The following is a 19,124-nucleotide window of genomic DNA, read 5'->3' as shown; positions in this document are numbered from 1 at the left end:
TATGTCGGCCGCACCCATGCGTCCCGGCGCGGCGAGCGCCTAGGGTTCGGAGTATGGCGAAGGAGCTGACTGGGCGGACCGCGCTGGTGACGGGGGCTGGGGGCGGCATCGGCGCCGCCTGCGCCCGGCGACTGGCCGCCGCGGGGGCCAAGGTCCTGGTGGTCGACAGGCAGGGCGAGGCGGCCGGGAAGGTGGCCGCGGAGGTCGGCGGGGTCGCGGTGGTGGCCGATCTGAGCGATCCGGCCTTCGCGGCGTCGCTGCCCGACGAGCCGGTGGACATCGTGGTGAACAACGCCGGGTTCCAGCACGTGGCGCCGGTCGAGGACTTCCCGCCGGAGGTGTTCTCCGCCATGATGCGGGTGATGGTGGAGGCGCCGTTCCTGATCGCGCGGCGGGTGCTGCCCGGCATGTACGCCCGGGGGTGGGGACGGTTCGTGAACATGTCGTCGGTGCACGGGTTGCGGGCCTCGCCGTACAAGTCGGCGTACACGACGGCCAAGCACGCGCTGGAGGGGTTCTCCAAGGTCGTCGCGCTGGAGGGGGCGGCCCACGGGGTGACGTCCAACTGCGTGTGCCCGGCGTACGTGCGCACCGCGCTGGTCGAGGCGCAGATCGACGACCAGGCCCGGGTGCACGGCATCGGCAGCGACGAGGTCGTCGAGAACATCATGCTCCAGCCGGCCGCGATCAAGCGGCTGATCGAGCCCGAGGAGGTCGCCGAACTGGTCGCCTACCTCTGCGGCCCGCACGGCTCCTTCATCACCGGCACCTCCCTCCCCGTAGACGGCGGCTGGACGGCCCATTAGTGAGCCCGCACGGAGTGAGGCCATGAGCAGGCGAGGGGGTGCCGGTGGCTGGAGGAGCGGCGGGAGCGGAGCGACCAGAGCGGGGGAAGCCACCGGCGTCTGGCGACCGAGCCCGCCTCACGGAGTGAGGCCATGAGCAGGCTAGGGAGTGCCGGTGGCTGGAGGAGCGGCGGGAGCGGAGCGACCAGAGCGGGGGAAGCCACCGGCGTCTGGCGACCGAGCCCGCCTCACGGAGTGAGGCCATGAGCACGCGTTTCCTGGAGCTTCTGGCGCGGGAGGCGTCGGCGGTCGAGTTCGAGGGGCCGATCGTGGAGGCCAGGGCGCAGGGCGCCGATCCGGCCACGATCGAGGAGCTGGAGCAGGCCAAGGTCGAGGCGCTGAAGGTCAGGGCGCTGCTCAGGCGGCGGGCCAGGCGCGAGGCCGAGCTGTCGGCGCTCTACGACACCGCCGGCGACCTGGCCGCGCTGCGCGACCTCGACGCCGTGCTCGAAGCCATCGTCCACCGGGCCAGGCAGTTGCTCGCGACCGACATCGCGTACATGACGTTGCACGACCCCGAGCAGGGCGACACGTACATGCGGGTCACCGACGGGTCGATCTCGGCCAAGTTCCGGGCGCTCAGGCTGGCCATGGGCGCCGGGCTGGGCGGGCTGGTCGCGCAGACGGCCACCCCGTACGCGACCGCCGACTACTTCGCCGACGCCAGGTTCCGGCACAAGGGTCACATCGACGAGGCCGTCAAGGAGGAGGGCCTGGTCGCGATCCTGGGGGTGCCGCTGCGGCTGGGCCAGCGGGTGATCGGCGTGCTGATGGCGGCCAACCGCAGCGCCAGGCCCTTCCACCAGGAGGAGGTCTCGCTGCTGGCGAGCCTGGCCGCGCACGCCGCCGTCGCCATCGACAACGCCCGGCTGCTCCAGGAGACCAGGAACGCCCTGGAGGAGCTCTCCCAGGCCCACCGCACCGCCAGGGCGCACGGCGAGGCCGTCGAGCGGGCCGCGCTGGCCCACGACCGGATGACCTCGCTGGTGCTGCGCGGCGGCGGCATCGAGGACGTCGCCGCCGTGGTGACCGAGGTGCTCGGCGGGTCGCTGGCCGTGCTCGACGACCTGGGCCGGCCGATCACCGGCGACGTGGGCGAGCTGGACGCGGGGGTGTTCGAGGCGGCGCAGGCGTCCAGGGCGTTGGGGCGTACCGTGCGCAGGGGCGACCAGCTGATCGCGTCGGTGGACGTCGGCGGCGAGCCGTTGTGCACGCTCGTCCTGCGCAGCGACGACGCCGACGAGCGCATCCTGGAGCGGGCGGCGCTGGTGTGCGCGCTGCTGCTGCTGTTCAGGCGGAGCGTGGCCGAGGCCGAGGGCCGGGTCAGGGGCGAGCTGCTGGAGGACCTGATCTCGCGGCCGGACTCGCCGGGCCTGGCCGACCGGGCCCGGCGGCTCGGCGTGGACCTGCGCGCGCCGCACGTCGTGGTGGTGGCCAGGCACGGCGGCCAGCGGGAGCGGGCGGCGTTCTGGGCCTCCTCGCACGCCACGGTCCGGCACGGGCTGGCGGCGGGGCGCGGCGACGAGGTGGTGCTGCTGCTGCCGGGCGTGGACGCGGGCGGTCTGGCCCAGCGGGTGGCGGCCGAGCTGAGCGCGTCCCTGCACAGCCCGGCGACGGCGGGCGCCTCCCCCGCCCGCCTCCCCGAAGCCTCACCCGGCGGCCCGCCGGGCGGATCGGCAGGCGGCTCGGCGGGCGGCTCAGGAGGCGGCGCGACCAGCGGATCGGCGGGCGCGCGGGACGTCGCGGAGGCGTACCAGGAGGCGCGGCGGTGCGCCGAGGCGCTGCTCGCGCTCGGCCGGGCCGGCGACGGCGCGAGCCCCGCCGAGCTGGGCTTCGTCGGGCTGCTCGTGGGCGACGGCCGCGACGTGCGCGGCTTCGTCGGCCGCGTGGTCGGCGCGGTGATCGACTACGACGCCCGCCGCGGCACCGCGCTCACCGACACCCTGTCGGCCTACTTCGGCACGGGCGGCTCACCCTCCCGTACGGCCGAGGCCATGCACATCCACGTCAACACCGTCACCCAGCGCCTCGACCGGATCGGCAAGCTGCTGGGCGACGGCTGGCTGGAGCCCGAGCGCGCGCTGGAGATCCAGCTCGCCCTCCGCCTGCACCGGCTCGGCCACACATCCTCCCCGCAGACTGTGGGTCCCGGCCCCATATAAGTGACGCCGGTCACTCTTTACCGTGACCGGCATGGCCACTTCCATCAAGAGGATCGTCGCCGCGAGCCTGATCGGCACCACCATCGAGTGGTACGACTTCTTCCTGTACGGCTCGGCAGCCGCTCTCGTGTTCAACAAACTCTTCTTCCCCGAGTCCGATCCGCTGACCGGCACGCTGCTGTCGTTCCTCACCTACGCCGTCGGATTCGTCGCCCGCCCGCTCGGCGGCCTGGTCTTCGGCCACTTCGGCGACCGGGTGGGCCGCAAGACCCTGCTGGTGGTCAGCCTGCTGATGATGGGCGCCGCCACGTTCCTGATCGGCTGCCTGCCGACGTACGCCACGCTCGGCTCGTCGGCGGCGCTGCTGCTGACCGCGCTGCGGCTCGTGCAGGGCTTCGCGCTCGGCGGCGAGTGGGGCGGCGCGGTGCTGATCGTGTCCGAGCACGGCGACACGAAGCGCCGCGGGTTCTGGGCCTCCTGGCCGCAGGCGGGCGCGCCCGGCGGGAACCTGCTGGCCACGGGCGTGCTGGCGGTGCTGGCCGCCTGGCAGTCCGACGAGGCGTTCCTGTCGTGGGGCTGGCGGATCCCGTTCCTGCTGTCGGGGGTGCTGGTGATGGTCGGGCTGTGGATCCGGCTGACGATCAGCGAGTCGCCGGTGTTCCAGCAGGCCGAGCCGGAGCCGACCGCGCCGATCGTGGGCGTGCTGCGGCACCACTGGAAGGACGTGCTCACCGCCATCGGCGCCCGGCTGGCCGAGAACATCTCGTTCTACCTGCTGACGGTGTTCGTCATCACGTACGCGAAGAACGCCAAGATCGACAACTCGACGGTGCTGACCGCGGTGCTGGTCGCCTCGGCGATCCACTTCGTCACGATCCCGATGTGGGGCGCGCTGTCGGACCGGGTCGGCCGCCGTCCGATCTACCTGGCCGGGGCCGCCGGGATCGGCGTGTGGATCTTCGCCTTCTTCCCGCTGGTGGACACCGGCAACTTCCTGGCGATCACCCTCGCGGTCACCGTCGGCCTGCTCTTCCACGGCATGATGTACGGCCCGCAGGCGGCCTTCTTCTCCGAGCTGTTCGGCACCAGGACGCGCTACACCGGCGTGTCGATCGGCGCCCAGCTCTCGGCGATCGTGGCCGGCGCGCTGGCCCCGCTGATCGCGGTGGCGCTGCTCAAGAGCTACTCCAGCAGCGTGCCCATCTCGGTCTACCTTGGCCTGGCGGCGGTGCTCACGCTGGTCGCCGTCTACACCGCCCGCGAGACCCAGGGACGCGACCTGGCCGAGAGGATCCACGCGCGATGAAGGTCACCACCCCCCGCCTCACGCAGCACGTCCTGACCGTCGAGGGCCGGACGTCCGGCGAGCCCGTGCTGTTCGTGCACGGCAACGTCTCCTCCGGCGCCTTCTGGCGCGACAGCATGGCCGCGCTGCCCGCCCGCTACCGCCCGCTCGCCCCCGACCTGCGCGGCTTCGGCGACACCGACCCCGAGCCGGTGGACGCCACCAGGGGCCTGCGCGACTGGTCCGACGACCTGGCCGAGCTGGTCGAGGCCCTCGGGCTCGACGGCGTGCACCTGGTCGGCTGGAGCCTCGGCGGCGGCGTCGTCCTGCAGCTCCTGCGCGACCGTCCGGAGCTGGTCAGGAGCGTCACGCTGGTCAACCCGATCTCCCCGTACGGCTTCGGCGGCACCGAAGGCCCGGACGGCACGCTCACCCACCCCGACGGCGCGGGATCGGGCGCCGGAGCGGCGAACCCGGACTTCGTGGCCCGGCTCAAGGCGGGCGACATGTCGGATGAATCTCCCACGTCCCCCCGCAACGTGCTCCGCACCGGCTACGTCAAGCACCCGCGGATTTCCGACGAGGACTTCTACCTGCGGTCCATGCTCACCACCCGCGTGGGCGAGGCCAACTACCCGGGCGACGCCGCCGGCTCCCCGGCCTGGCCCGGCGTGGCCCCCGGCAAGCACGGCGTGCTCAACGCGTGCGCCCCCATCCACTTCCGCCTGGACGATCTGCACGAGATCGGCCCGAGGCCGCCCGTCCTGTGGATCAGGGGCGCCGACGACGTGATCGTCTCCGACACCTCGCTGTTCGACCTGGCCCACCTGGGCGCGATCGGCGTCGTGCCCGGCTCCCCCGGCACCCCGGCCCAGCCGATGGTGACCCAGACCAGGGCGGTGCTCGACCGCTACGGCCGCTACCGCGAGGTCGTGCTGGACGACTGCGGCCACAGCCCCCACCTGGAGCGGCCCGCCGAGTTCGGCCGCCTGCTGGCCGAGCACCTGGAGGAGGTCTGATGCTCGTCGCCCTCACCCTGGTCGCGAGCCTGCTCACCGCCCCCGCCGCGGGCGAGCTGACCGTGCCCGGCGCGGAGAAGCTGATCAGCGCCACCCTCGACGACCTGACCACGGCCGGCACCACGCTCACCGGCCACACCGACCCGGCCGACTGGGCCGGCCTGCACTCCAAGGCCACCGTCAACCCGACCGGCGTGCCCGGCATCCAGCTCGACGGCTACTTCCCCGACACCTCCACCGGCAACGCCACGCACGGCTGGAACCACGACTCCCAGTTCGTGATCAGGCTGCCCGACCGGTGGAACGGCGGCCTGGTCGTCAGCGGCACCCCGGGCAACCGGGAGCAGTACGCCAACGACTACACGATCTCCGACTGGGTGCTGTCCAAGGGCTACGCGTTCGCCGCCACCGACAAGGGCAACGTGGGCGTCACCTTCCACGAGGACGGCCGCCGCCCCGGCGACGCCATCGCCGAGTGGAACGACCGCGTCACCCAGGTCGCCGTGGCCGCCAGGTCCGTGGTCAGGCAGCGCTACGGCCGCCCGCCGGCCCGTACGTTCATGGCCGGCCTGTCCAACGGCGGCTACCTGGTCAGGTGGCAGCTGGAGAACCGCGGCTGGCTCTACGACGGCGGCGTGGACTGGGAGGGCACGCTCTTCCGGGTCAAGGGCGACAATCTGCTGAACTTCCTGCCGCCCGCGCTGAAGGCGTACCCGGACGAGGCGGGCGTGCGGGCGGCCGGCTTCGCGCCGGGGTCTGAGTTCCTGTGGCCCTTCCACCGGCAGTACTACTGGGAGCTCACCCAGCAGCTCTACCAGAAGGAGCTGGACCCGTCCTACGCGGGCGCGGCGGCCGACTACGACTACGACGCGCGCCGGCCGTACGCCGCGCTGGCCAGGATCGGGCTGACCGGCAGGATCACCAAGCCGCTGATCACGATCCACGGGACGCTCGACTCGCTGCTGCCGATCTCCCGCGACTCCGACGTCTACGCCAGGATGGTCGGCCCGCACCGCCCGTTCCGCTACCACCGGATCGAGGGCGGCAACCACCTCGACAGCCTCGTCGACGTCTATCCCGACCGGCTCAGGCCCATGCTCCCGGCCTTCAGGGACGCCTTCCAGGAGCTGGAGGGCTGGGTCACTCCTTGAGGTAGCGATGCCTGCCCGCGCGCGCCCAGCGCACGATGTGCCGCGCCCCGGGCAGGCGCCTGCCGAGGCGGTGGAGCGCGGTGTCCCGGCCCATGGGCGAGCGCCGCTGGGGGTCCACCGCGACGGCCGGGCGCGTCTCGACCCGGCCGCGGCGCACCTGGAGGCCGAACCGCAGCCCGATCTCCTCGTCGGACGAGCGCAGCGACGACAGCCAGGCGCCCGGCCCGAGCTGCTCCTCGCTCGGCATGTGCCGCCTGACCGGGATCTTGGCGACGAGCTGGCCGGCGAGCTTGCCCGGCACCCCGGCCTCGACCAGCGCGGGCGCGCACACCTCGCGTTCCCGGCGGCCGGTGCTGCGCAGCACCAGCTCCAGGGGCGGCCCGCCGCTCGGCGGCACGTACGGGACCGGCAGCACGACGTACACGTGGCCGTCGAGCTGGCGGACGGTCACCCCCGGCGACACCAGCGCGATCGACTCCGAGAACGAGCGCGGCTCGACCGCCAGGCCCAGCTCCCCCTTGTCCGACCAGCACGGCACCACCAGCCGCATCCTGGGCCGCTGGGCCAGCACGCCCAGGCAGTTGAGCGGCCCCTCGGCCCGGCCGACCCGGCTCCTGGCCTGGTTGGCGCCGCTGAACATGCGGACGTGCACCTCCCACTGCCCGGGGCTGAGCGGCTGGCCCATCGCGGCGCTGGTCACGTCCAGGCGGGCCTCGCCCCTGATCTGCACGCGGACCCGGCGGCGGCCGTCGGGGAGACGTTCGACGTGCTGGGTGACCGGCAGGAAGTGCACCACGCCGGTCGTGCTGTGCCGCACGTAGACGTCGATGCGGGCCCGCTCGACGTCGGCCGTGATGTCGGTGACGTCGTCCGACAGCAGCTTGGTGTCGGCCGAGCGCGGCGGGATCCAGTGCAGGCGCTCGCCGTCCACGCGGTAGCGGTCGGGCAGGCCGTCGCCGGACATGACCTCCACGGTCAGGCCGAGCACCAGGATGTGGGCGTCCCAGCGCATCTCGGTGAGCTCGGCGCGCAGGCCCGCGCGCCGGGTGGAGTTGGCGAACATGACGATCTGGTCCAGGCGTCCGCGCCGGACGAACGCGGCCACCGCCCGTAGCTGGACGGGCAGGTAGCGGTCGATCCGCTCGGGGAAACGCTCGCCGACGAGCTCCTGGACGACCCGGAAGTGCATGCCCCGGTCCACGGAGGAGTCGGCGAACCTGGCGGTCAGCAGCGGCCTGAGCACGGCCGAGCGGAACCAGTAGGCGTACATGCGGTCGCGCTGGCGGCCGGCGCCGACGTAGGTGTCGATGTCGGTGAGCAGCGTGCGCAGCCCGGCCACGATCACCCGGGGGTCCTCCTCGGGCGCCTCGGGCCGCGGCCCGAGCTGGCAGCAGACCTCCTCGGCCAGGACGGCGATCACCTTGGCCGCGAGGTAGGCCCGCATCACGAACGCCTGCTCGGCCAGCCGGCCGCCGGGCATCCCGAAGCCCAGCTCGTGCTCCTCCAGGAAGGCCCGGCGGTAGAGCTGCTGCGGGACGAGCAGCGTCATCAGCCGCTCGCGCAGGATGTCGGCGCGGGCGCTGCTGCGCTCGAACGCCACCATCGGCGGCCCGTAGTCGCGGGCCAGCCGCCCGATCAGCACGTCGGCGTCGGTCTCGACCGCGCGCTCGTGCATGCGGGCCAGCGCGTCGCGGGCCAGCCGGTCGGTCTGGTCGAGGAAGTAGACGTAGTCGCCCTCCGCCGCGGCCACGCCCATGTTGCGGCCGCGAGAGGGCGATCCGGTGTGCGGCAGGTGCAGCACGCGGACGTTCTCGCGGAGACCGGCGATGGTGTCCAGTCGTTCCCCGATGCCGTCCGTGGACCCGTCGTCCACGAAGATCACTTCGTAGTCGGCGGCGGGCAACGTCTGCTCCAGCGCGGAGCGGATGCACGCGTCCGCGGTGTCACCCGGGTTGTGGACATTGACGATCACACTGACCTTCACACCCATGCGGCCAGCGTGCGCCGCTCATACACGATCGGGTGAGACGGCTTGCCGATTACAGAAGAAGAGTTTGACCTGTTAGTACCATCCTGTGGACTGCGAGTGCCCCCATGCGCCACAGGGCGTGCCGTAACGGCCCTTGATGTAGCCGAGGCCCCACGCGATCTGGGTGGCCGCATTGGTCTGCCAGTCGCCGCCCGCGCTGGCCATCTTGCTGCCGGGCAGTGCCTGCGGGATGCCGTACGCGCCGGAGTAGCGGTTCATCGCCCGCTCGTTCCAGCCGCTCTCCTTCTGCCAGAGCAGTTCCAGGCAGCCCCACTGGTCGGCGCCCCAGCCCTTGGCGGCGAGCATCGACCTGGCGACGGCCTTGTTGCTGCCCGGCGAGGGGTTGCTGCCCGGCGGGAAGTTGGCCGGCGGGAAGCCGCTGCCGCCCGGCGCCTTCTTCGGCACGACCCAGTCGAGCTTCTTGGCGGTGCCGCCGCGGCCCTTCTTGAGCTGGTCGGCCCGGTACGCCTGCTCGGCGGCGTTCTTCAGCGCGTCGGTCTCGGGGTCGGGGGCGAACAGGTTGCCTCCGGCGAGCGCGCCGAGCTGCTCGGCCGTGAACGGGTCGACCGGCGGCTTGTTCGCGTTGTCGACGGCGCGGTAGGCGACGTAACCGCCACCGCCCACGACCACCACCAAGGACACGACGGCGACGGCGATGCGCTTGGGGGTGAAACGCGAAGGCCGGCGGCGCGCCGAGCGAAGGTCATCCTTCGGGGGGCGCTCACTCAACTGCGGACCGGGGCTCACGATCCATGAGCTTGCCCTGTCATGGGGGGTGGTCCGCAACCGGAACGCGGGATTCGGTTGACGTTCTCTTGGCCAACCAGCAGGTAACAACCTTTTTCACGAAAAATTGTGAATTTCGTCACAGGTGTTTGGCGCCTCCCTTCGAGCGCCCGCACCGAAGGGAGGCCGCTTTCAGGCTTCCGCCCCATCTTCAGGATCTGATCCGCACCCGGTCACAGTTTGATGACACAACCCGGGTATAGGGGACATGGAATAATAATGTGCGCGTGGCCGGCATCCTCCTTGTAGAAGACGATCCCTCCGTCCGCACAGCCCTGGAGCTGGCGTTGACGCGACAGGGACATTCCGTCACGTCCTACGCGACGGGCGAGGAGGCTCTGGACCACATCCGCGCCCGCCGCCCCGAGATCGCGATCCTCGACGTCATGCTGCCCGGCATCGACGGCGTCGAGGTCTGCCGCCGCATCCGCAAGCTCGACCAGCTCCCCGTCATCCTGCTCACCGCCCGCGGCGACGACCTGGACGTGGTGGTCGGCCTGGAGGCGGGCGCCGACGACTACGTGGTCAAGCCGGTCGAGCCGCGGGTGCTCGACGCCCGCATCCGGGCCATCCTGCGCAGGGCCGAGTCCGCGACCTCCGACCGCATCACCTTCGGCGACCTCGTGATCGACCGGGGGGCGCTCAAGGTGACGCTGGCCAGCAAGGAGATCCACCTGACGCCGACCGAGCTGCGGCTGCTGCTGGAGCTGGTCCGGCATCCCGGCCAGGTGCTCAACCGCCGCTACCTGCTGCGGGTCGTCTGGGACCACACGCACGTCGCCGACTCGCGGCTGGTGGACGCCTGCGTCCAGCGCGTCCGCGCCAAGATCGAGCCGAGGCCGGCCGAGCCCGTCTTCATCCACACCGTGCGCGGGTTCGGCTACCGGTTCAGCCCTCCGTGATCCCGCTGCCCACCGGGCTGCGGGCGCGCCTGGTCATCACCTTCACCCTCGTCGCGGTCACCGCGTCGACGCTGGTCGCCACCATCGGCTTCGAGCTGGCCAAGACCGCGCTCGTGACCAGGGCCGAGACCACCTCCCTCGACCTGGTGACCCGCGAGCTCGGCCGGATCACCTTCCCCGTGGGCAAGCTCAGGCCGGGCGAGGCGGCGCCGTCCATGAAGGAGCTCGACCAGGTCGTCCGGACGCTGTCCAGCCCCGGCCGCAGCGTCCTGGTCGAGTACGGCAACCTGCTGTCCGCCGACGGCCCGATGACCATGAAGGACGTCCCCAACGAGCTTTACGGCCGGGCCAAGCAGAACGTCGTCACCCAGCGCAAGGTGATCGGCAACGAGCTGTGGCTCATCGTCGGCGCCGAGGTCCACCGCTTCGAGCCCGGCGTCGCTCCCGAGGCCACCGGGCTGCGGGCGTTCGTGTTCTTCCCGCTGCACGACGAGGAGAGCCAGCTCACGACGCTGCGCAACACGCTCACCCAGGGCGGCGCGGTGATCGTGCTGATCGCGCTGGTGGTGGCGCTGCTGTCGGCCCGGCAGGTGCTGCTGCCCGTACGGCGGCTCAGCGCGGCGGCGCAGGCGCTCGGCCAGGGCCGGCTGGACACCCGCCTGCCGGTGCACGGCCAGGACGAGCTGGCCGAGCTGACCGCCAGGTTCAACGACGCGGCGGCGGCGCTGGAGCTGAGCGTGTCGGAGCTGCGCTCGCTGGAGGCCATGTCCCGCAGGTTCGTGGCCGACGTCTCGCACGAGCTGCGCACGCCGCTCACCGCCATGACGGCCGTGGCCGACATGCTCTCGGAGGAGGCCGGCCGGCTGCCCGACGCGCCCGCGGAGGCCGTGCGGCTGGTGCTGCGCGAGATCGGGCGCCTGCGCGAGCTGGTCGAGCACCTGATCGAGGTCAGCAGGTTCGACGCCGGCACCGCGACGCTCAACGTCGAGCCCGTGAACGTCGCCGACGCCATCCTGGACTGCCTGGAGGTGCGCGGCTGGAGCGACGAGGTGGACGTGACCGCCTCCCAGGGCCTGACCGTCAATCTCGACCCGAGGAGGTTCGACGTCATCGTGGCCAACCTGGTCGGCAACGCGCTCAAGCACGGCCTGCCCCCGGTGGAGGTCACCGCGCGCGGCACCGAGAACGGCCTGGAGGTGAAGGTGCGCGACCACGGCAAGGGCATCCCCGCCGAGGCGCTGCCGCACGTCTTCGACCGGTTCTTCAAGGCGGGCGCGGGCCGGGCCCGCAGCCAGGGCAGCGGCCTCGGCCTGGCCATCGCCCGCGCCAACGTGCACCTGCACGGCGGCACGATCTCCGTACGCGCCCAGCAGCCGGGCACCCTGTTCACGGTCTGGCTGCCGCACCGATGAAGGCACCGATGAAGGCACCGATGAAGGCACCGACGACCACACCGATGATCGGGCGCCGGGTCCTCGTCGCCGCCGCGGCCCTGCTGGCTGTAGCGGCCTGCGGCATCTCGCCGACCGACGTCCAGACCAAGGGCGCCGCGCCCACCATCAAGCTCCCGCCGCCCTCGAAGACCATCTACCTGATCAAGAACAAGCAGCTCACGCTCGAACCCGCCGACGTCGAGAGCGGCACCGTGGGCAGCCTGCTCGGCGCCCTCTTCGCCGCCTCCGACCAGCCGCTCGGCGACCGCACCACCGAGCTGCACGGCCTGGAGTACGTCGGCATGAAGGACTCGCTCGACCCCGTGCAGCGCGACGAGATGCAGCTCCCGCGCACCTCCACGCTGACCGTGTACTTCAAGGGCGACCGGCCGCTGAGCAGGCTCGGCAAGGCCCAGATCGTCTGCACCGCGCAGCAGGACTTCGCGTTCGAGCAAGTGAAGATCGTCCGGGAGAACGACGGCCGCCCCGCCAAGGCGGAGGGGCGGCCGTACACCTGCCGCGAGCTCAGGTGAGCCCGCCGCGGCTCACATCGTGATGTCCTCCAGCATCTCCGTCACCAGGGCGGCGATCGGCGAACGCTCGGACCTGGTGAGCGTGACGTGCGCGAAGAGCGGGTGGCCCTTCAGCTTCTCCACCACCGCCACCACGCCGTCGTGCCGGCCGACCCGCAGGTTGTCGCGCTGGGCGACGTCGTGCGTGAGCACCACCCGGGAGTTGGCGCCGATCCGGCTCAGCACCGTGAGCAGCACCCCGCGCTCCAGCGACTGGGCCTCGTCCACGATCACGAACGCGTCGTGCAGCGACCGGCCGCGGATGTGCGTCAGCGGGAGCACCTCCAGCATGCCCCGGTCGAGCACCTCCTCGATCACCTCGGGCGAGGTGATCGCGCCGAGCGTGTCGTAGACCGCCTGCGCCCACGGGCCCATCTTCTCGCCCTCGGTGCCCGGCAGGTAGCCGAGCTCCTGGCCGCCGACGGCGTACAGGGGGCGGAAGACGACCACCTTGCGGTGCTGGCGGCGCTCCAGGACCGCCTCCAGGCCCGCGCAGAGCGCCAGCGCCGACTTGCCGGTGCCGGCCCGGCCGCCCAGCGAGACGATGCCGATCTCCGGGTCCATCAGCAGGTCCAGCGCGATGCGCTGCTCGGCCGAGCGGCCGTGCAGGCCGAAGACCTCGCGGTCGCCGCGGACCAGGCGGACGGACTTGTCCGGCGCCACCCTGCCGAGCGCCGATCCCTTGGCCGACAACAGCCGCAGGCCGGTGTGCGCGGGCAGTTGCCTGCCCTCCTCCAGGTCGGCCACGCCCTTGTCGAAGAGGGTCTCGACGTCCTCGGCCGTCACCTGCAGCTCGGCCATCCCGGTCCAGCCGGACTCGACCACCAGCTCGGCGCGGTACTCCTCGGCCGCCAGGCCGATCGAGGCCGCCTTGACCCGCATGGGCAGGTCTTTGGAGACCAGCACGACGTCGCAGCCCTCGGCCGCGAGCGAGCGCGCGACGGTCAGGATGCGCGTGTCGTTGTCGCCCAGGCGGAACCCGACGGGCAGGATGGACGGATCGCTGTGGTTGAGCTCAACCCTGATCGTTCCATCCCCTGTCGGCATCGGCTCGTCGAGCCTGCCGTGCTGAACCCGCAGGTCGTCGAGGTAGCGCAGGGCCTTCCTCGCGAAGTAGCCGAGCTCGGGATGGTGCCGCTTACCTTCCAGCTCCGTGATGACCACGATGGGAAGGACGACGTCGTGCTCGGCGAAGCGCGTCAATGCCGCCGGGTCGGCCAGCAGGACCGAGGTGTCGAGCACGTACGTGCGCTTGGCCGGCTGGTGAGTAGGGTTGCTCGAGGACACTGCCACACGTTCTCCCCCGGGCGCCCATAGGTGCGGGCACCCTGCAGACGAGGTGGGAACCGGACCGGACCCGCGTCCCCGACCGCAACCTGCCGGCGGAGCCGGACTCCGGCCCCCCTCAGCAGATGTCGGTGCAAAGGCGGGCCCTCTCCGGGATGCCCGGCCTGTGGCCGGACACTTTCAACGTTACGTCCTGGATACCCGAATGTCGCATCAAGAACCGTAACGCCGGTGTCTCGCAGCGTAATCGCGCAGCGCCCGCAGGAAATCGACCCTGCGGAAGTCCGGCCAGTAAGCCTCGTGGAAGTAGAACTCGGAGTGAGCGCTCTGCCACAACATGAATCCGGACAGACGCTGCTCGCCCGACGTACGGATGAGGAGGTCCGGGTCGGGTTGGCCGCGAGTGTAGAGATGCTCCGCGATGTGTTCGACATCGAGGACCTCCACGAGGTCCTCGATGCTGGCGCCCTTACTCGCATGCTCCTGGAGGAGTGAGCGCACCGCATCGGCAATCTCACGTCTTCCTCCATACCCAACTGCAACGTTCACAATCAGGCCCGGACGGTGTGATGACGCTTCTTTTGCATTTTTCAGGACATTGGCCGTGCGGTCGGGGAGGAGGTCGAGCGCGCCCACCGGGCTGATCCGCCACCCCTCGTCCACGAGCTCCTGGACCACGTCCTCGATGATGCGCAGCAGCGGCTCCAGCTCCTCGCGCGGCCGGTTGAGGTTGTCGTTGGACAACATCCAGACGGTGACGACCTCGACGCCCGTCTCCCGGCACCAGCCGAGGAGCTCCGAGATCTTGTCCGCGCCCTTGCGGTGGCCGGTCGCCACGTCGCGCATGCCCATGGCGCGCGCCCAGCGGCGGTTGCCGTCGATGATGACCCCGACATGCCGGGGAACGCTGTCCTTGGACAGCTTGGTCTCCAGCCTGTGTTCGTACAGCCGGTAGACCAGGTCGCGCAGGCCCACGGAGTGCCTCCCCAGCGGTGCTGTGCCTTTGGTCGAATGACCCAACAGGCAATTATCACCGCGTTTCGCCCGTGCCTGCTCCCCCAATGGGATTCCTGGCGAGATCTCTTCCACCGAGACACCCCTCGGCTTCATGGACCAGTTCGCGGACGAACTCGGACAACTCCGCCGACGTCAGGACGGCCCTCATGCCCACGCCGGAGGCCCCCCACGCCTCGACGTAGGCCCTGCGGGTCAGCCGCCACTGACCCGGCGCGGGCTGCCAGATGGGGATGGTGCGCAGCTGGCAGCGCAACTCGCCGCCGCCCACCAGCCCCGAGCGGGTGCGGTAGCGGAAGGAGAACAGCTCGCTCTCCGGCTCCTCGTCGGGGAAGCGGTCGTCGGGGTCGTTCCACCGCCGGGCCGCCCCCCTTCCCTGCCGCGCCTCGTCGACCCCGCGCGCCAGGCGCGCGAGCAGCCAGCCGCACCGCTCCCCCACGCTGCCGTACGGCGTGCCGTCGCGATGGAGCTCAAGGGTGATCTCGTACGGCGTGCCGACGGTGTCCGTGCACGCGACTGGCGTGACGGTCAGGTACGATCCATCGACACAGCGTAGTCCCCCCACGCCCTTCCCCGTTTCCGGCCCCAAGTCAGCTAAACCCGTAGAAACCCCTGGCTGTCTCCCCGAGCACCAGGTCCCGGTCGGTTCCGCCGAGCAGCGCGCCGGTGACCTCCCAGACCGTCCGGTAGTCGGCCGCCTGCAGGGCCACCGGCCAGTCGCTGCCGGCCATCAGCCGGTCCGGGCCGAACAGCTCGACGGCGTGCTCCACGTACGGCCGCAGGTCCTCCACCGTCCAGTTCCGGTGGTCGGCCTCGGTGACCAGGCCGGAGACCTTGGCGTACACGTTGGGGAAGCGGGAGGCGCGGGCCAGCCCGCCGGCCCACGGCTCCCACTCGTGGTCCCTGATGCGCGGCTTGGACAGATGGTCGATGACGATCTTCAGGGACGGGTGCCGCCCGGCCAGCGTGACCACGTGGTCGAGGTGCCTGGGCAGCAGCGAGACCACGTCGAACGTCAGCCCGGCCGCCGCGAGCAGGCCCAGCGACTCCAGCACCTCGTCGCGGACCAGCCAGTCGGGGTCGGGCTCGTCGTGGATCAGGTGCCGGACGCCGCGGAACTTCGGACGGGCGGCGTACCGGGCGATCGCCTCGGCGGCCTCGTCCGGGCGCAGCAGCGGGATCCATCCGACCACCGCGCCGACGAACTCGTGGGCGTCGGCCAGGGCCAGCAGGGCGTCGGTCTCGGCGCAGGAGTCGGCGGCCTGGACCAGCACCGTCCGGTTCACACCGGCCTGCGCCAGCTCAGGGGCCAGGTCGTGCGGCGCGTACGTCCGATAGAGCACGCCCGCCTCGGGGGTGAGCCAGGGGTAGTCGCCGGTTTCGAGGTCCCAGAAATGCTGGTGCGCATCGACAATCACCCCCCAAACCTAGGATGTCTCGATATTTCAGAGCAAGGGGTGCCAGCCGTGCTGACGCCAGCCCGGCGGCTGGTGCCACTCGGTCCAGCCGAAGCCGGTGCCGCCGTCGTCGGACTCCAGCTCGCACAGCGCCCTCGGGAACTCGGCCACCGCCCCGTCGGGCGAGACCAGCCTCACGGGGGCGAACGCGACCGGCCGCACGGTCACCGCGCGGCCCGGGAAGCTCAGCCGCGTCCGCGCCGGGCGGTCGCCGTCGAACCGGGTGCCGGCCGCGAAGCCGTCCGCGTGCTCGATCCCGCCGCCGGGCGGCACCGTGAACGCCGGCCACGGCAGCGGCATGCCCAGGTTGACCTGCGTGCCGTGCAGGTGGGTGCCGTCGGAGAGGCGGCCGCTGCTCCACGTCCAGGACAGCGACCACCAGTCCCTGACGCCCCAGCTGTGGTCGCGCTCGCCGTGGCCGTGGAAGGGGCGGCCGTCGACCGTCCCGGTCACCTCGCAGGGGACCTCGTATCGGGGGGTGAGCTGGTAGCCGTACACGCCACCGCGGGTGTGCCATTCGAGGTCGAGCGACAGGCCGGGGGCGGCCAGGCGCAGCCGCGCGGTGCGCAGGGGCTCGGTCGCGGCCAGGTCGGCCTCGTAGGCGTCGGCGGAGATCGTCAGGCCGGTCGGCGGGGCCTCGTGGTCGGTGATCTCCACCAGGCCGCCGCCGCGCCGGACGAGCCGGGCCCAGAACCAGGTGCGCTGCCAGTTGGGGTACAGCCCGATGCGGACGTATCCGCCCAGCTCGCCGTCGTCGGCGACGAAGTCGAGGTAGTAGGACTCGTTCCACAGCGGGTCGTCGCCCGGCGGGTGGAGTTGCTCGTCCTGCTCGCCGAGGGGCCAGTCGCCCATGTTGACGATGCGCATGCCGTACCGCCTCCCAAGCGCTTGCTACGAGCAAGCCTAGCGGCGATCACGCCGGAACACGAAGAGCAGGCGGGCCCACCCGCGCGGCCTCGCGGCCGGCATGAGGCCGCGGGCGCGCAGCCAGGCGGCGAAGTCGTCGGCGTCGGCACGGTAACCGGACGGCGGGACGGCACGGGCCGCCGTGTAGGCGGCGAACTCCGTCGCCAGGGCGGGCCCGGCGGCACGGGCGGCGTCCGGGCGGAGCCTGGCCACCACACCGCGCCGCTTGGCGAGCAGCGCGGACGCCTGCACGCGCAGCCGTCCGGCGTCGAAGCCGACCGGCGGATCCGCCCCGGCCACCAGGCACGCGACGACCCGCCCCTGCGCCTCCGCCAGCCGCGCCCGCGCCCCGTCACTCACCGCGTCCACACGCCGAGCCCGCGCCTCCTCACTCACCGCGTCCGCCCACGGTCTGCTCCACTGAGGACATGGCGGCTCGGATGCGGGTCAGCTCGCCGGCGAGCGCGGCGTCGCCCGGGTAGTCGTCGTCCCACTCCAGCAGCACCCCGGGCGGCCTGGTCCGGGCGCACAGCTCGGTCAGCAGGCCGAGGACCGCCGGCGGCACGGCGGCGGTGTGCGTGTCGTGCCAGATCCCGTGGTGCTCGTGCCCGCCGGCCACGTGCACGTACGCCAGGTGCTCCAGCGGCAGCGCGTCCAGCGCGGCCACGGCCGACAGCCCGAGGTTGACCTGGGCGGCGTACAGGTTGGCGACGTCCACCAGCAGCCCCACCCCGGTACGCTCCACGACCTCGGCCAGGAAGCGGGCCTCGGTCAGCTCGTCGTCCGGCCAGCCGAAGATCGCCGCCACGTTCTCCAGGGCCAGCGGCACGGGCAGCGCCTCCTGGGCCAGCCGCACGTTCTCCACGACGATCTCCAGCGACTCCCGCGTCCGCGGCACCGGAAGCAGGTGCCCCGCCTCCACGCCGCCCCCGCGGACGAACGCCAGGTGCTCGCTGACCAGCGGCGAGTCCAGGGCCCGCGCGCAGGCCGCGAGATGGGCGAGCCGGGCCGGGTCCGGCGGCTCGGCGCCGCCCACGCCCAGCGAGACGCCGTGCGGGATCACCGGCACGCCCCTGGCCCGCAGCACGCGCAGCGACTCGGGCAGGTCGCCGGGGTCGATGTTCTCGGCGACCACCTCGACGAACCCGACGCCCGCCATCCGCTCGATCGTCAGGTCGAGCTCCGGCCGCCACCCGATGCCCACCCCAAGGTCCGGCAGGTCCGGCATGTCAGCTCCCCCCGCCGCCGCAGCCGCCCCCGCAGCCGCCGCCTCCGCAGCCGCTCCCGCCGCCGCACCCCGCCGTGCCGCAACCGCCCGCGCCGGCGCTGTGCGACTGGTCGCCGCCGCGCCGCCGCCTGGTGGCGACCGTACGGGCCGGGGAGCCGTCGAGCGCGAGGACGAGGTTGGCGTCGTTCAGCTCGCCGAGGCCGTACAGCGCGACGGCCACCGGGCCACTGGAGGTGCCCGGCGGGTGGTCCAGCTTGGCCCGGTCGAGCGCGGCCTGCCCGGAAGCGGTGAGATCAGTGGGGAACGTACGCCGGTGTCCGGCGATGGCGCTCGGCGCGCCCACGACCGTCCCGGCCAGGACGCCGAGCGCGGCCAGGGGAAGCGGCGACGTGCCTTCGACGGCCACCGACAGCGCCTCCACGGCCGCCCCGGCGAGCGCCAGCACCGCCAGCACCCGTAACCGGACGATCAGCCGGTCCACCTGGGTGAAGGAGCCGGTGGGGTGGACCGCGCCGATCCTGCCCAGCCGGTACCTGAGGGCGTCCAGGGTCTCGCCCTGGCTCACGCGCTCCCTGATCGTGCTCGCCCACGCGCCGGGGTTGCGCTCGACCTCGTCCAGGACGGCGTCCTCGACCGGCTCGCCGGTGCTCCGGGCGCCGGCCACCCGGTGCACCCGTCCGTCGCGGGACACGCGTACGGCCCCTGACGCCGCCAGCAGCCCGACGGCGGTGTCGGCCACGCGCCTGGATCCGCCCGCCAGGAAGGCCAGCTCGTAGGGGCCGAGATCATGCGGCCGGGGCTCGACGGCGGCCCCCCGGATGGCGGCGTGCTCGCGCCGGACCGCCAGAACGGTGACCCCGGCCGTCACGGCCAGCGCCACCGCGAGGATGAGAAGGAACAGATCCATACGCCCTCCCCTCGTGCGGCCCGTCGGGCCGCGTACCGAGAAGACGTATAAGCAAGGCATAAAGGTTCCGCCACCCGCTGGGCCAGGATGTTGGCGTTGACGATCACGAAGATCAGGATCGCCATGCCGATCAGGGGTGCC

Annotated in this window: 19 protein-coding genes; 8 read left to right on the top strand and 11 right to left on the bottom strand. The window is 72.2% G+C overall.

All coding sequences use genetic code 11. The features are described from left to right. The first annotated feature begins 53 nt into the window (after nucleotides 1–53). The 5 genes from ACWEJ6_RS16200 to ACWEJ6_RS16180 all read left to right on the top strand — a co-directional run bounded on the left by ACWEJ6_RS16200 (nucleotide 54) and on the right by ACWEJ6_RS16180 (nucleotide 6,462). A complete protein-coding gene (locus ACWEJ6_RS16200) occupies nucleotides 54–806 on the top strand; it encodes a 3-hydroxybutyrate dehydrogenase (protein WP_397161308.1) in 753 nt (250 codons plus the stop codon). 242 nt (nucleotides 807–1,048) lie between these two features. After that, nucleotides 1,049–3,007 carry a helix-turn-helix domain-containing protein gene (locus tag ACWEJ6_RS16195; protein WP_452424355.1) on the top strand — a complete coding sequence of 653 codons (1,959 nt, stop codon included), beginning with the start codon at nucleotides 1,049–1,051 and terminating at the stop codon, nucleotides 3,005–3,007. Nucleotides 3,008–3,038: 31 nt separating this feature from the next. Beyond that, a complete protein-coding gene (locus tag ACWEJ6_RS16190; RefSeq protein ID WP_352352960.1) occupies nucleotides 3,039–4,313 on the top strand; it encodes an MFS transporter in 1,275 nt (424 codons plus the stop codon). Beyond that, on the top strand, nucleotides 4,310–5,311 hold the full coding sequence (locus ACWEJ6_RS16185) for an alpha/beta fold hydrolase (protein WP_452424353.1): 1,002 nt from the start codon (nucleotides 4,310–4,312) through the stop codon (nucleotides 5,309–5,311). Before ACWEJ6_RS16190 ends, ACWEJ6_RS16185 begins: the two co-directional genes overlap by 4 nt. After that, entirely contained in the window at nucleotides 5,311–6,462 is a 1,152-nt protein-coding gene (locus tag ACWEJ6_RS16180; protein ID WP_452424351.1) for an alpha/beta hydrolase family protein, read from the top strand. The genes ACWEJ6_RS16185 and ACWEJ6_RS16180 overlap by 1 nt, the downstream gene beginning before the upstream one ends. Here ACWEJ6_RS16180 and ACWEJ6_RS16175 read toward each other — a convergent pair. Together ACWEJ6_RS16175 and ACWEJ6_RS16170 are read right to left on the bottom strand one after the other, a co-directional pair. Continuing rightward, complete coding sequence (locus ACWEJ6_RS16175) at nucleotides 6,452–8,452, bottom strand: glycosyltransferase family 2 protein (RefSeq protein ID WP_452424349.1); 2,001 nt, start codon at nucleotides 8,450–8,452, stop codon at nucleotides 6,452–6,454. The genes ACWEJ6_RS16180 and ACWEJ6_RS16175 overlap by 11 nt on opposite strands. Nucleotides 8,453–8,524: 72 nt before the next feature. Beyond that, nucleotides 8,525–9,133 (bottom strand): aggregation-promoting factor C-terminal-like domain-containing protein, encoded by a 609-nt coding sequence (locus ACWEJ6_RS16170; RefSeq protein WP_452424347.1) that lies wholly within the window; start codon nucleotides 9,131–9,133, stop codon nucleotides 8,525–8,527. A gap of 371 nt (nucleotides 9,134–9,504) precedes the next feature. On the opposite strand from ACWEJ6_RS16170, the gene ACWEJ6_RS16165 reads away from it, so the two are divergent. The 3 genes from ACWEJ6_RS16165 to ACWEJ6_RS16155 are packed head-to-tail and all read left to right on the top strand — an operon-like array spanning nucleotide 9,505 to nucleotide 12,145. Further along, nucleotides 9,505–10,179 carry a response regulator transcription factor gene (locus ACWEJ6_RS16165; protein WP_125636689.1) on the top strand — a complete coding sequence of 225 codons (675 nt, stop codon included), beginning with the start codon at nucleotides 9,505–9,507 and terminating at the stop codon, nucleotides 10,177–10,179. After that, a complete protein-coding gene (locus ACWEJ6_RS16160) occupies nucleotides 10,176–11,591 on the top strand; it encodes a HAMP domain-containing sensor histidine kinase (protein WP_358294469.1) in 1,416 nt (471 codons plus the stop codon). Before ACWEJ6_RS16165 ends, ACWEJ6_RS16160 begins: the two co-directional genes overlap by 4 nt. 20 nt (nucleotides 11,592–11,611) lie before the next feature. Further along, nucleotides 11,612–12,145, top strand: a complete 534-nt coding sequence (locus ACWEJ6_RS16155) for a hypothetical protein (RefSeq protein ID WP_452424344.1) — start codon at nucleotides 11,612–11,614, stop codon at nucleotides 12,143–12,145. A gap of 12 nt (nucleotides 12,146–12,157) precedes the next feature. Here the strand turns inward: ACWEJ6_RS16155 and ACWEJ6_RS16150 are convergent, their stop codons facing one another. From ACWEJ6_RS16150 to ACWEJ6_RS16110, 9 genes are all read right to left on the bottom strand, one after another. After that, nucleotides 12,158–13,477 carry a PhoH family protein gene (locus ACWEJ6_RS16150; RefSeq protein WP_352352966.1) on the bottom strand — a complete coding sequence of 440 codons (1,320 nt, stop codon included), beginning with the start codon at nucleotides 13,475–13,477 and terminating at the stop codon, nucleotides 12,158–12,160. 207 nt (nucleotides 13,478–13,684) lie between these two features. Then, nucleotides 13,685–14,446 carry an isoprenyl transferase gene (locus tag ACWEJ6_RS16145; RefSeq protein WP_357974621.1) on the bottom strand — a complete coding sequence of 254 codons (762 nt, stop codon included), beginning with the start codon at nucleotides 14,444–14,446 and terminating at the stop codon, nucleotides 13,685–13,687. 55 nt (nucleotides 14,447–14,501) lie between these two features. After that, nucleotides 14,502–15,050: a hypothetical protein gene (locus tag ACWEJ6_RS16140; protein WP_452424342.1), complete on the bottom strand. Its 549-nt coding sequence runs from the start codon at nucleotides 15,048–15,050 to the stop codon at nucleotides 14,502–14,504. Between the two features lie 25 nt (nucleotides 15,051–15,075). Further along, nucleotides 15,076–15,903, bottom strand: coding sequence for an amidohydrolase family protein (locus ACWEJ6_RS16135; protein WP_452424340.1), 828 nt, complete (start codon nucleotides 15,901–15,903; stop codon nucleotides 15,076–15,078). 27 nt (nucleotides 15,904–15,930) lie between these two features. Then, the gene (locus tag ACWEJ6_RS16130) at nucleotides 15,931–16,809 is read right to left on the bottom strand and encodes a DUF7064 domain-containing protein (RefSeq protein ID WP_452424338.1); all 879 of its coding nucleotides are present in this window, start codon (nucleotides 16,807–16,809) and stop codon (nucleotides 15,931–15,933) included. Nucleotides 16,810–16,845: 36 nt separating this feature from the next. Further along, entirely contained in the window at nucleotides 16,846–17,217 is a 372-nt protein-coding gene (locus ACWEJ6_RS16125) for a hypothetical protein (protein ID WP_452424336.1), read from the bottom strand. Nucleotides 17,218–17,236: 19 nt separating this feature from the next. Further along, nucleotides 17,237–18,076, bottom strand: a complete 840-nt coding sequence (locus tag ACWEJ6_RS16120) for a DUF692 domain-containing protein (protein WP_452424334.1) — start codon at nucleotides 18,074–18,076, stop codon at nucleotides 17,237–17,239. 1 nt (nucleotide 18,077) lies between these two features. Next, on the bottom strand, nucleotides 18,078–18,983 hold the full coding sequence (locus ACWEJ6_RS16115) for a TIGR04222 domain-containing membrane protein (RefSeq protein ID WP_452424332.1): 906 nt from the start codon (nucleotides 18,981–18,983) through the stop codon (nucleotides 18,078–18,080). Beyond that, on the bottom strand, nucleotides 18,941–19,124 hold a 184-nt coding region (locus ACWEJ6_RS16110), incomplete at its 5' end, for a hypothetical protein (RefSeq protein ID WP_452424330.1). The genes ACWEJ6_RS16110 and ACWEJ6_RS16115, both read right to left, overlap by 43 nt.

The organism is Nonomuraea sp. NPDC004702 (assembly GCF_053601695.1).
Note: the sequence above shows the minus strand (reverse complement) of the source record. Positions and strands in the feature narration are given on the sequence as shown.

What these genes read in the sequence shown, in the direction of transcription:
- ACWEJ6_RS16200 (WP_397161308.1), top strand. Translation starts at nt 54, where the DNA reads ATGGCGAAGGAGCTGACTGGGCGGACCGCGCTGGTGACGGGGGCTGGG.
- ACWEJ6_RS16195 (WP_452424355.1), top strand. Translation starts at nt 1,049, where the DNA reads ATGAGCACGCGTTTCCTGGAGCTTCTGGCGCGGGAGGCGTCGGCGGTC.
- ACWEJ6_RS16190 (WP_352352960.1), top strand. Translation starts at nt 3,039, where the DNA reads ATGGCCACTTCCATCAAGAGGATCGTCGCCGCGAGCCTGATCGGCACC.
- ACWEJ6_RS16185 (WP_452424353.1), top strand. Translation starts at nt 4,310, where the DNA reads ATGAAGGTCACCACCCCCCGCCTCACGCAGCACGTCCTGACCGTCGAG.
- ACWEJ6_RS16180 (WP_452424351.1), top strand. Translation starts at nt 5,311, where the DNA reads ATGCTCGTCGCCCTCACCCTGGTCGCGAGCCTGCTCACCGCCCCCGCC.
- ACWEJ6_RS16175 (WP_452424349.1), bottom strand. Translation starts at nt 8,452, where the DNA reads ATGGGTGTGAAGGTCAGTGTGATCGTCAATGTCCACAACCCGGGTGAC.
- ACWEJ6_RS16155 (WP_452424344.1), top strand. Translation starts at nt 11,612, where the DNA reads ATGAAGGCACCGACGACCACACCGATGATCGGGCGCCGGGTCCTCGTC.
- ACWEJ6_RS16130 (WP_452424338.1), bottom strand. Translation starts at nt 16,809, where the DNA reads ATGCGCATCGTCAACATGGGCGACTGGCCCCTCGGCGAGCAGGACGAG.
- ACWEJ6_RS16120 (WP_452424334.1), bottom strand. Translation starts at nt 18,076, where the DNA reads ATGCCGGACCTGCCGGACCTTGGGGTGGGCATCGGGTGGCGGCCGGAG.
- ACWEJ6_RS16115 (WP_452424332.1), bottom strand. Translation starts at nt 18,983, where the DNA reads ATGGATCTGTTCCTTCTCATCCTCGCGGTGGCGCTGGCCGTGACGGCC.